Genomic DNA, 11,057 nt, shown 5'->3' with positions numbered 1-11,057 from the left:
GCAATAGGAATCCCTTCGGGATTCAATGTTCATAACAAAATGTTGGTGGAATATTCGACCCCGATGGGGTCGTACAACCCGCATTGCAACATCATAAACATCGGACCCCTTCGGGGTCCTTTTTTGTTGATTATAATCCCTTCAGGATTTATGATTTTTTGGGGTGCAATAGGAATCCCTTCGGGATTCAATGTTCATAACAAAATGTTGGTGGAATATTCGACCCCGATGGGGTCGTACAATTCGCATTGCATTGCAACATCATAAACATTGGATCCTTAGGGTACTTTTTTATGGATTATAATCCCTTCGGGATTTATAATTTTTTGGGGTAGAATAGGAATCCCTTCGGGATTCAATGTTTATAACAAAATGATGGCGATTATTCGACCCCGATGGGGTCGTACAATCCGCACCGCAACATCATAAACATCGGATCCCCCTTCAGGAGCCTTTTTTATGAAAAATGTGTTGAGGCACAATCACAATACAAATCAATTTTCTACCCAAAATAATTCAGAAGCTATCCCGTCGCTTAAGAATTTGCCTTTTTTGGAAACCTGGAGCCGGTTGTTATGCCATTCAAGTAGCTTATCTTCAATTAGCCCCGTAGCTTCACGAAGCAGGTAATCCTTATATTTTTTTCCGAAGCTCCTTTCTACCTCATCTACAGCAATGCCCCATTTGGTGCGGAGCCTGGTCATTACCAGTTCGTTGTATCTATCTGAGATTGACAGCTTCTCAATCTCTGCCGGAATTTCCCCTTTTTGAAGACTTTTAATGTAGAGCGTATTATTGCTGATGTTCCACTTGCGGTGAAAACCGTCAAAGGAATGTGCCGAAGGACCAATGCCCAGGTAAGGCTTTCCAAACCAGTAAGCGGTATTATTGCGGGAAAAGAATCCGGGTTTCCCGAAATTGGAGAATTCGTAGTTGTCAAAGTTGGCAGCCGACAAAGTTTCGATCATGATCTCGTACTGCTCTTTGGCCAGTTCTTCCTCTACGGGCGCTACCTTTCCTTTTTCGATCATGCTTTTTAAAGCAGTTTTGGGCTCGACAGTCAATGCGTAACTGGAAATATGCGGCACTTCAAGATCCAGTGCAATTTGCAGATTCTCTTTCCACCGCCTATTGCTCATGCCGGGAATCCCGTAGATAAGATCAATAGAAATATTCCCGAAATACTGTTTCGCCAGTTTTATGGATTCCAAAGCTTCTTCAGCATTATGGGCGCGGTTCATAAGCTTCAGGTCTTCTTCAAAAAAAGACTGCACTCCTATACTCAGCCGGTTTATAGTAGAAGCTGCAAGCATCTTCAGCTTTTCTTCAGAAAGATCATCGGGATTTGCTTCAAGGGTAATTTCAGCATTCTCTACTACAGAATAATTGCTGTGAATCACATCAAATATCTGCTGCAATTCTTCCGCAGACAACAGGGACGGAGTGCCCCCACCAAAGTAGATGGTCTCCACGTCTCCAGAAATTTCCTCCTTCCGCAGCAATAATTCCTTGCAAATTGCCTCCACCATCTCGGGCTTCTTCTTTACCGAAGTCGAAAAATGAAAGTCACAGTAGTGACAGGCTTGTTTGCAGAAGGGTATGTGAATATACATCAATTAGCAATTAACAATAATCATTATCAGAAGATAATTAGAAATCAAAAATGACAAGTTATCAGGATATCCTGGATATTGATCACTATACTACTTGTTCATTCTGGTCTTTTTTAAAATGCTAAACATTATTCTCGAAAGTTCATCAGCTTTCTCAAACATGTCCTGGAATTCTTCGGCCTCAATATAATTGGTAGCTTCAAACAATCTAAGCCAGAATTTAGTCTCAAGACTTTCTTTGTATGCTATCGAAACCTTGGAAGAAAAATCTGCAGTTGATATAGCTCCATTAGCTTCGGCAACATTTGCTCCTATGGAAGTGCCGGATCTAAGAAATTGCTTTGGCAGTACATATTCTTTTTCTTCCTTAATGATCTTTTTATAAAGCTTCACGGTCTTAACCGCAAAATCAAAGGATATCTCATCCAGAACATTCTCTTTTCTTTCCATGGCAAAACTTTTTGATTATTGCTAATTGATCATTGTTTATTGAGTTTATTTGGGTTTTGCTTTACAAAAGCTTCCCACCCGGTGTAGCTTTTCCCAACTTCCACCTTTCCCGAGTTATAGAAGTGGCAAACTGCAGCTGCGAGTCCGTCGGTGGCATCGAGGTTTTTGGGCAGGGATTTGAGGGAAAGCAGGCTTTGGAGCATTCCGGCGACCTGTTCTTTGCTGGCGTTTCCGTTTCCGGTGATGGCCATTTTTATCTTTTTTGGAGAGTATTCTGTAACCGGAACCTCCCGGCTAAGACCTGCTGCCATAGCTACTCCCTGTGCGCGACCCAGCTTAAGCATAGATTGCACATTTTTCCCGAAGAAAGGAGCCTCAATAGCAATCTCATCTGGGTTCCAGGTATCGATGAGTTCTACAGTGCGTTCAAAAATTAATTTAAGTTTTATATAAGGATCATTGTACTTTTGGAGCTCGAGCTCGTTGAGCTGGAGAAAAGACATTTTCTTGTTCACGACCTTAATAAGCCCAAAGCCCATTATGGTCGTACCGGGGTCAATGCCTAAAATGATTTTTTCAGTATTCAAAAGCTTCGTAATATTGTAGGTTCAAACCAGCCGGTGATGTAATGCCGGAAATTTCCGGTTCTTAAATAAATTCATGCGAATAACCTCGCACAAAGCTAATCAATTCTTCTCACTAGTTCTCAAAGTACTGGTGGTATTGGCCGCAGTATCATTTATTTGGTATAAAGTGACCAACGATGAAGCAATGGACTTTGATCGCTTCGTTGATATTCTTAATGATTACAGGATCTTTTCCTTTTCCAACATCGTGATTTTGGTTATTCTCACTGTCTTAAACTGGTATTTTGAGATCTTAAAATGGCAGACCTTAAGCAGTCATGTGCGCGAGAATTCCTTTAAAGCCGCCATGCGAGAGAGCCTTGCCTCTTTCACGGCAGCCATATTTACTCCCAGCCGCATCGGGGAATATGGCGCCAAGTGCCTTTACTATACCCGGGCAGCCTGGAGAAAGATTATCTTTTTGAACTTTTTGGGAAATACCGCCCAACTATTTGCCACCTATTTCTTTGGGATTGCAGGCCTGTTGTTTCTCATTACTTCGCTGGACCTTGCCCTGCCCATATTCAATATTATTATGGTGTCGGGCCTTTTGTTTGCGCCGTTTATCATCTATGTGGTGATGAAAAAGTTCCGGATTCGAATTAAAGGCTACTCCATTCAACGCCTGGAAGAATCCTTTCACAATGTTTCAGAAAAAATCAGGTGGAAAACCCTCATTTTTGCCAGTATAAGGTTTTTGATCTTTACCCATCAATTCTATTTTTTGCTGCTGGAATTCAAAGTAGACGTGTCTTACCCTTTACTTATATCGGCCGTTTTTAGCACGTATATCCTGGCATCCATTATCCCTACTATGATCATTTTTGACGCCTTCATAAAAGGCGGATTTGCGGTATGGATCTTCGGAATGTTACAGGTGCCCCAAATCATTGTACTCACTATCGTGCTCACGGTTTGGATACTTAACTTCGGGCTTCCCGGTCTTGCCGGAAGTTACTACGTTCTCAGGTATAAAAAAGCCAAACACGCCGTAGCATGATCATCGCGGCCGTGATCATCACGCTGCTTTATGTGCTGGCAATGCTCTTCCTGCTCTACGGATTTTCGAAGGTCAAAAATTTCTACGGAAGTGATTCGGTTCCAAAAATCAGTTTTTCCATAGTCGTTCCTTACCGGAATGAAGCTGAAAACCTTCCGCTTTTGTTTAAATCTCTACTGAAGCTGAAGTATCCGGCAGAGATGTTTGAGATCATTGCTGTGAACGATGCTTCAGAAGATACTTCGGAAGCGCTTTGGGAGGATTTTCAGAAGCAAAATCCTCAACTCCACCTGAAGCTGTTGCAGAACCGCCGAAAATCGGGCAGCCCCAAAAAGGATGCACTTGCCCTGGCAATTGCAGGTGCGGCCAACGATTATATCCTAACCACCGATGCCGATTGTGAGTTCCCGCCCCACCTGCTGGCCCTTTACAACGCCCATATACTTGAGAGTGGCGCAGCAGCTGTTGCCGCCCCGGTCGCGATAAAAACTGAAGGCTCAAAAATGACATTTTTGAAAGGTTTTCAGGAAGTAGATTTCTTCAGCTTACAGGTAGCTACCATTGGAGGTTTTGGTGTTGATATTCCATTTATGTGCAACGGTGCAAATTTTTGCTATTCAAAAAAGGCATTTTTGAAGGTCGGCGGATTTGAAGGCAATGCTGAGGTGGCCAGTGGGGACGATATTTTTTTGCTGGAAAAATTTCAGAAAGAAGGACTAAAAACGGCATTTTTGAAGAGTGCAGGGGCAGTTGTATTCACAGTACCTGCCTCTTCCTGGAAGCAGTTGTTCTATCAACGGGTGCGATGGGCTGCAAAGACTTCAGCTTACCAGAAGTTATTCCCAAAAAGCCTGGGTTTACTCGTGTTTCTTATGAATTTATTGATCGTGACCCTTAGTTTGCTCGTGTTAGTGGGAATTGAAACTCCAACCTTGCTGTTGATGGTCTTCCTGGTTAAATTTAATGTAGATTTTTACCTTATTTACAGCAGCGCCAAACTTTTTGGAAGGGAAAGGGGCATGAAAATGTACTTTTTGAGCAGTATACTTTATCCTTTTTTTAGCAGTGGCGTGGCGATATTTTCCCTTTTTTCGGGTTATGATTGGAAGGGGCGGCATTTTAAAAAGTAAAGCTCCCCTTGATTTTTTATTATATTTATTTCAAGTGAAACCACGAAAATGCAGAAAGCAAGAATTTTTTTCACAGGCCTGTTCTTTTGCCTCACCCTGCCACTGGCTGCACAAAATGTCTATATCATCAACAATGATACGTTGCAACTCAAAAGAGAGGTGAAGGGACCATTAAGCCTCTTTTGGACCGAAGATGATCTCGAGTATCGCTATTTTGTTCAGAAAGAAAAGCGCATGGTTGAGCTTTTAAACCCCGATGGAAATGGAAGATTCAGGGAACAACTTTCAGAATTGACAACAGATGCAAAAATTAATACCCGTGATGTAAAATTTGTGCTGTATAGCCTTAGGCATTTCACCAATACTTACAATGCGATTGTGCAGGAAGATTATGTAAAGAATGAATCAACCAAAAATATTCTACAACGCATAAGCATTTTCACAGGCTTGTCTAACAATATTTATACTGATAATCCCGAAAATATCCTGGCGCCGGTGCTGGGGCTTGAATATGAATTCTACGACCCAAACCTGGCACCACGGCATTCGGCTTTTTTGCAGCTGCGGCATAATTTTGAGCAGGACGAGTACCAGTACAGCGCTACTCATCTTTCAGTGAATTACAGGTTTAAGGCCTTATATTTTAAAAATTTTGATTTACATGTTGATGCAAGACTGGCTACGCTTTATTATTCTTCTGAAACAACTGCGGTGAAAAATGATGCGGGCAAGGTCGTTTCCGTCCAGGATGAAAGCGGATTTACATTCACGGCGCCTTTAAGCTTTGGGCTGGGCAGCGACATCAAGATCACACCCACCAGCTTTATTACTCTAGGTTATAACGATTTTTTTGCAATTGTGCTGGACAGTAATGGTAAATTCCCGGTCGACTTTACGGTAGGGTATAAGTATAGTTTGTAGTTCAGAGTTATGAGTTCAGAGTTCACTTCTACAATCGTACTTCCACCTTCGTACTTCCACCTTCGTACATCCACCTTCGTACATCCACCTTCGTACATCTACCTTCGTCCTTCCTAACTATTCTGCTTTGATCACTATCGGCATCCGGAAAGTGGTTTTTACCGGGATACCGCGTTTGGTGGCGGGATAGATCTTTGGTAAAGAATCTACGCTTTGGGAAAGCCAGGATTTGATTTCGGGCAGTTGGCCAATTACCAGGGAATCTATTTCCATAGAATCTATTGCCGGTTTGCCTTTTTCGGAAATTTTGAGATACAGATATAATGTATCGTCTAAAGCTTCGGTCACTACAGGTTGTTTTGCTTCAAGACGTGAGTAAAAATACCGGGCAACTTTATTCCCAAAACACGACTTTGCGGCTTCGACTTCAGTAATACTGCGGCATTCAGAAAAAGCAGGGTATTGATCTACCTCATGCCAGTTGAAATCACGGGTCTCTTCTACCAGAATTTCTTCCGAAGATATTTTGCGCGTCTTAAACTCCTCGCAGGAGACAAATATTGAACACAGAAATATTAAGAATAAAGTTTTCTTCATTCGGCACTAAAGCTTAGTCCAAAAGTAGTGAAATTAAGGAGCTTGCCGAAAAAATTCTATATACTGCTTGATTTTGTAATTTTCAAAGCAACTTTAAAATTACATACTGCCCATTAATACAAAGAACAGTACCAGGGCAATACCTACGGCAATAAGCATGGGCTTCATCCAGCTTTTCTTTTGGTATTCAAGGTCACGGCCAATGAATTTGTTCCAGAAGAATTCGTTGAGAATAGCGGCGCCAATAACGTTGGCTATTGCCGTCATGGAAGGGGAGAGGCTAAAAGCCTGCATGACTATTGCGGTGGCAAAAAGATAAACAACGGCAAAGACGAGTACCCACCCGGCTTCTTTCTTTTTTCCCAGCGTTCTTAGGTTTGACATAAGAATGACGGCTGCAAAAATGGTTGAAAAAAGTAAGGCAAAGACCAAAATAAGGCTTTTGGAATATAGCTGGGGTAAGTGAGATTGGGAGTTCCCTTCTTTTGCTGTCATTTTTAGGCTTTTTAGCGGCTGCAAAATTAGAGATTTCTAAATAAAAGAGCCGTGAATCCCGAAACAATTACCTGCGGCTGACTCATGTCATGTTTTACTCTATGCAACTTTACTTATTTTGCCAAAAATTCTCTTTTAATTCTCTTTCTCATGGGAAAAGTAAAAAACCGCTGGCTTATTGCCGCATCTGCAGTTGGTATGCATCTTTCAATTGGTTCGGTATATGCGTGGAGCGTATACACTACGCCCCTTACCGAACAACTGGGTTGGGATTTAAAAGAGACGCAATTCACATTTAGCCTGGCAATATTCTTTTTGGGTATTTCAGCAGCTTTTCTTGGGCATTTCCTTGAAAAGAACGGCCCCGGAAGGTCGGGTATTCTTACTGCAGTTCTCTTTGGAGCTGGTATTGCCGGGTCGGGCCTCGCTATAGAACTTGAATCTATTTATTTGTTATATCTGTTTTACGGGCTGTTGGGAGGTATTGGGCTTGGGCTGGGATATATTACCCCTGTTTCGGCACTCATTAAATGGTTTCCCGATAAACCCGGGCTCGCAACGGGCATGGCAGTGATGGGCTTTGGCTTTGCAGCACTTATAAGCAGCCCCTTAATTGTGTACCTTATTGGAGCTATAGGCATTGCAAATACTTTTTATCTTATGGGAAGTATTTATTTTGTGGTGATCCTTCTGTCTTCCCTGTACCTTTCTTTACCCCCAGAAGGCTGGTCTCCCGGAGAGACTGCAAAAGAGCTGAAAAAGGTGGTAGTGACTTCTTCGGTTGAGCTTACTGCAGGAGAAGCAATAAAGAGCAGGCGGTTCTGGTTGCTATGGCTCATGTTCTTTATCAATATTTCCTGCGGAATTGCCATTATTTCGGCAGCATCACCCATGGCGCAGGAGTTTGCCGGATTAACCGCAGTTGCTGCAGCCACTATGGTGGGAGTGATGGGCTTGTTCAACGGCCTGGGCCGTATTGGCTGGGCTTCCTTCTCTGATGCTATTGGAAGGCCTAATGTGTTTAGCGCATTTTTCATTGTGCAAATCATTGCTTTTCTGGTGCTGCCACAGGTTACAAATGCATGGGTGTTTCAGCTGCTTGTATTTGTGATCATCTCCTGCTATGGGGGAGGTTTTGCTACTGTGCCGGCCTTTATAAAAGACCTTTTTGGCACCCGCCAATTGGGGATTATTCTTGGCTATATGCTCACTGCCTGGGCTGCAGCAGGAATGGCAGGGCCTTTACTGGCTGCATGGGCGCGTTCTATCTCTACCAGCTATAACTCTACCCTGTATATCTTTTCGGGTTTGCTGGTTATTGCCCTTCTGCTTTCAGTAATTATTCGCCGGGATGTGAAAAAACTGGCGGTGACGGGTGAAGACGAAACAATAGCTCCTCCAATTTCAAATGCAGCTCCTTCTACTTCTAAGGGATAGCTATATTTTATTTTAAGTTGAAAACATCCCTGGGATTACCTTGTGAGTAGAGGTTTGAAATTTTAGAACGTGTTTTTCTGAAGTGTTTCAAGGGCATGTCTCCCAAAGTGATTTACTATTGGAGCTATACAGGAATCAATAATTTGATCTCTTCTCTTTAGTTTTCTCTATGGCTGCCAATAAATCGGGTTTTATGTCCGTGTTTAGTTGGCAGCGTGTTTCCACCACGGCTTTTCTACAGCTCATGGCACTATGTTGCTATGGGCTCCAGCACTTTTTTCTGAAGAAATTTAGGGTTCGTGTAACACGATTTTATCAAAGTGCAAAAAATTTTCCTGCACGGTAACGTTGTAGTAAAATCTATTTATCAACTAAAACGATTGAAGCTATTTTCTCTACCGGCGCCAGGTCGAATTATGATTATTATCATAAAAAAAGGGGGCTTTCTGATGGAAATTTGCAGTGTAATTAAGTTTGAAGAGTAGAAAATTTAAAAAACGACCTCTTCAGCAAAAAGAAGAAAAGATGCTAAAGTTATCTCAGGAAGTACTAGAGTTCCGCGAAGGAACCTGGAACAGGAAAATTGATGTAAGGGATTTCGTGACCCTTAATGTTAGGCCTTATTATGGTGATGATTCATTCCTCGCCGGTGCTACAGAGAGAACCAAAGAGCTGTGGCAAATATGCCTCGCTGCCATGAAAGAGGAGCGGGAACGAAATGGCTGCAGGGCCATAGATACCGAGACTATTTCGGGTATTACCAGTCATGGCCCCGGTTACATCAATAAAGATCTTGAGGTTATAGTAGGTTTACAAACCAATGAGCTTTTAAAAAGAGCCATGAAGCCTTTTGGTGGATTTCGTGTAGTAGAAGGTGCTGTGGCCGAAAAAGGTCAGCAGGTAACACAGCGTGTTAAAGAGATCTTTGATTATACCAAAGATCATAACAACGCTGTGTTTGCTGCATATGACGATGAGATTAGAAGTTATAGATCAAATGGTATCCTTACCGGATTGCCCGATAACTACGCCCGTGGCCGAATCATTGGTGATTATCGCCGCCTTGCCCTTTATGGTATAGATCGCTTAATTGAACTAAAAGAAGAGGATAAGCGACTTGTAGATGGTGAAATGACCGAGCACAAGATTCGTCTTCGCGAAGAGATCACAGATCAAATCATTGCTCTTAAAGATATAAAAAAGATGGGAGCCATGTACGGTCTCGATCTTGCAAGACCTGCCCAAAATGCACGTGAAGCTGTACAGTGGGTGTATATGGCCTACCTTGCTGCTGTGAAAGAGCAGGATGGAGCCGCCATGTCTTTGGGTAACGTTTCTTCCTTCCTCGATATATATATTGAAAGGGATCTTAATGAAGGTTTAATTACTGAAGAAGAAGCTCAGGAATTTATTGATCAATTTGTGATGAAACTGCGTATGGTGAGGCACCTGCGTCCTGAAGCATATGACGAAATTTTTGGAGGAGATCCTACCTGGGTAACTGAAGCTATTGGCGGACAGTTCCAGGATGGAAGAACAAAAGTTACCAAAACTTCCTTCAGATTCTTACAAACTCTTTATAACCTTGGAGCTTCTCCTGAACCCAACCTCACAGTACTTTGGTCACAGGATCTCCCTGAAGGATTTAAAAAATTCTGTGCCCAGGTCTCTATAGATACATCTTCAATTCAGTATGAAAATGACGATTTGATGAGACTGGTTAGAGGTTCTGATGATTATGGAATTGCCTGTTGTGTCTCTTACCAGGAATTAGGAAAAAGGATACAGTTCTTTGGAGCTCGTGTAAATCTGCCAAAGACCCTGTTAATGGCACTTAACAATGGTAGGGAAGAGAATTCAGGTCAGCCGTTGTTAGAGGGAATACCTTCGCTTGAAAGTGATTACCTCGATTATGAAGAAGTAATGTCTAATTTCAAAAAGTCGATGGTTGAAGTGGCCCGGGTATATTCCAAGACCATGAACATCATCCACTATATGCACGATAAGTATTACTACGAGAAAGCACAGCTGGCATTTGTAGACTCAGACCCTGGCATTGATATGGCTTATGGAATTGCAGGTATCTCTATTATTGCCGATTCACTTTCGGCCATTAAATACGGAAAAGTAAAAGCCATAAGAAACGAGGAAGGCCTTACTGTAGACTTCAAAGTAGAAGGAGAGTATCCAAAATTTGGAAACGATGATGAAAGAGTAGACAGTATTGCACGTGACATCACTAAGTTTTTCTCTCAGGAACTGGCTAAACATAAATGTTATAAGAACGCTTTCTCTACCCTTTCTCTGCTCACCATCACCTCTAACGTGATGTATGGTAAGAAAACCGGTGCCACACCCGATGGTAGAAAAGCAGGTGAAGCCTTTGCTCCAGGTGCAAACCCTATGCATGGGCGCGATGAACACGGCGCAATAGCCTCTTTGAACTCGGTAGCCAAGTTAGATTACCGGGATGCGCAAGACGGAATCTCCAATACTTTCTCTATTGTTCCTAAATCTTTGGGAAGTGACAGGGAAGGACAAATGGAAAACCTGGTCGGATTGCTGGATGCCTACTTTGGCCTCAACGCTCACCACCTCAATGTGAATGTGCTTAACCGCGAAACCCTCATGGATGCTTACGAGCACCCCGAGAATTATCCACAGTTGACCATTAGGGTCTCCGGGTATGCGGTAAACTTTATAAGGCTCTCAAAAGCCCACCAACTGGAAGTGATCGCAAGGACCTTCCACGAAAGAATGTAGTTTAGGATTGAGTTTTTAATTGAGC

General features: G+C 42.5%; 11 protein-coding genes. 6 read left to right on the top strand and 5 right to left on the bottom strand.

Annotated elements, in window-relative coordinates:
- On the top strand, window positions 1–267 hold a 267-nt coding region (locus tag OQ279_RS08400), incomplete at its 5' end, for a hypothetical protein (RefSeq protein WP_266069442.1).
- 227 nt (window positions 268–494) lie between these two features.
- Here OQ279_RS08400 and hemW read toward each other — a convergent pair.
- The 3 genes from hemW to ruvC all read right to left on the bottom strand — a co-directional run bounded on the left by hemW (window position 495) and on the right by ruvC (window position 2,650).
- A complete protein-coding gene (gene hemW / locus OQ279_RS08395) occupies window positions 495–1,613 on the bottom strand; it encodes a radical SAM family heme chaperone HemW (protein WP_266069441.1) in 1,119 nt (372 codons plus the stop codon).
- Between the two features lie 90 nt (window positions 1,614–1,703).
- Window positions 1,704–2,063, bottom strand: a complete 360-nt coding sequence (locus tag OQ279_RS08390) for a four helix bundle protein (protein ID WP_266069439.1) — start codon at window positions 2,061–2,063, stop codon at window positions 1,704–1,706.
- 29 nt (window positions 2,064–2,092) lie between these two features.
- Window positions 2,093–2,650 (bottom strand): crossover junction endodeoxyribonuclease RuvC, encoded by a 558-nt coding sequence (gene ruvC, locus OQ279_RS08385; protein WP_266069437.1) that lies wholly within the window; start codon window positions 2,648–2,650, stop codon window positions 2,093–2,095.
- A 73-nt stretch (window positions 2,651–2,723) separates the two neighbouring features.
- Here ruvC and OQ279_RS08380 point away from each other — a divergent pair, with 73 nt between their 5' ends.
- The 3 genes from OQ279_RS08380 to OQ279_RS08370 are packed head-to-tail and all read left to right on the top strand — an operon-like array spanning window position 2,724 to window position 5,740.
- The gene (locus OQ279_RS08380; protein WP_266069435.1) at window positions 2,724–3,689 is read left to right on the top strand and encodes a hypothetical protein; all 966 of its coding nucleotides are present in this window, start codon (window positions 2,724–2,726) and stop codon (window positions 3,687–3,689) included.
- Complete coding sequence (locus OQ279_RS08375) at window positions 3,686–4,819, top strand: glycosyltransferase (RefSeq protein WP_266069434.1); 1,134 nt, start codon at window positions 3,686–3,688, stop codon at window positions 4,817–4,819. Before OQ279_RS08380 ends, OQ279_RS08375 begins: the two co-directional genes overlap by 4 nt.
- Before the next feature lie 48 nt (window positions 4,820–4,867).
- Window positions 4,868–5,740 carry a hypothetical protein gene (locus tag OQ279_RS08370; protein WP_266069433.1) on the top strand — a complete coding sequence of 291 codons (873 nt, stop codon included), beginning with the start codon at window positions 4,868–4,870 and terminating at the stop codon, window positions 5,738–5,740.
- A 117-nt stretch (window positions 5,741–5,857) separates the two neighbouring features.
- Here the strand turns inward: OQ279_RS08370 and OQ279_RS08365 are convergent, their stop codons facing one another.
- Entirely contained in the window at window positions 5,858–6,337 is a 480-nt protein-coding gene (locus tag OQ279_RS08365) for a hypothetical protein (protein ID WP_266069431.1), read from the bottom strand.
- 99 nt (window positions 6,338–6,436) lie between these two features.
- Window positions 6,437–6,832 carry a hypothetical protein gene (locus OQ279_RS08360; RefSeq protein ID WP_266069429.1) on the bottom strand — a complete coding sequence of 132 codons (396 nt, stop codon included), beginning with the start codon at window positions 6,830–6,832 and terminating at the stop codon, window positions 6,437–6,439.
- Between the two features lie 150 nt (window positions 6,833–6,982).
- On the opposite strand from OQ279_RS08360, the gene OQ279_RS08355 reads away from it, so the two are divergent.
- Window positions 6,983–8,269, top strand: a complete 1,287-nt coding sequence (locus OQ279_RS08355) for an L-lactate MFS transporter (RefSeq protein ID WP_266069428.1) — start codon at window positions 6,983–6,985, stop codon at window positions 8,267–8,269.
- A 525-nt stretch (window positions 8,270–8,794) separates the two neighbouring features.
- On the top strand, window positions 8,795–11,032 hold the full coding sequence (pflB, locus tag OQ279_RS08350) for a formate C-acetyltransferase (protein WP_266069426.1): 2,238 nt from the start codon (window positions 8,795–8,797) through the stop codon (window positions 11,030–11,032).
- Window positions 11,033–11,057 lie beyond the last annotated feature (25 nt).

This window comes from Salinimicrobium profundisediminis (genome assembly GCF_026241755.1).
GTDB classification, from domain to species: Bacteria; Bacteroidota; Bacteroidia; order Flavobacteriales; family Flavobacteriaceae; genus Salinimicrobium; species Salinimicrobium profundisediminis.
The sequence above is the reverse complement of the archived record's forward strand: the minus strand, read 5'-3'. Positions and strand labels throughout refer to the sequence as shown.

Excerpts from the sequence above, each read along its gene's own strand:
- OQ279_RS08355 (WP_266069428.1), top strand. The coding sequence starts at position 6,983 with ATGGGAAAAGTAAAAAACCGCTGGCTTATTGCCGCATCTGCAGTTGGT.
- OQ279_RS08380 (WP_266069435.1), top strand. The coding sequence starts at position 2,724 with ATGCGAATAACCTCGCACAAAGCTAATCAATTCTTCTCACTAGTTCTC.
- pflB (WP_266069426.1), top strand. The coding sequence starts at position 8,795 with ATGCTAAAGTTATCTCAGGAAGTACTAGAGTTCCGCGAAGGAACCTGG.
- OQ279_RS08370 (WP_266069433.1), top strand. The coding sequence starts at position 4,868 with ATGCAGAAAGCAAGAATTTTTTTCACAGGCCTGTTCTTTTGCCTCACC.
- hemW (WP_266069441.1), bottom strand. The coding sequence starts at position 1,613 with ATGTATATTCACATACCCTTCTGCAAACAAGCCTGTCACTACTGTGAC.
- OQ279_RS08360 (WP_266069429.1), bottom strand. The coding sequence starts at position 6,832 with ATGACAGCAAAAGAAGGGAACTCCCAATCTCACTTACCCCAGCTATAT.
- OQ279_RS08375 (WP_266069434.1), top strand. The coding sequence starts at position 3,686 with ATGATCATCGCGGCCGTGATCATCACGCTGCTTTATGTGCTGGCAATG.
- OQ279_RS08365 (WP_266069431.1), bottom strand. The coding sequence starts at position 6,337 with ATGAAGAAAACTTTATTCTTAATATTTCTGTGTTCAATATTTGTCTCC.
- OQ279_RS08390 (WP_266069439.1), bottom strand. The coding sequence starts at position 2,063 with ATGGAAAGAAAAGAGAATGTTCTGGATGAGATATCCTTTGATTTTGCG.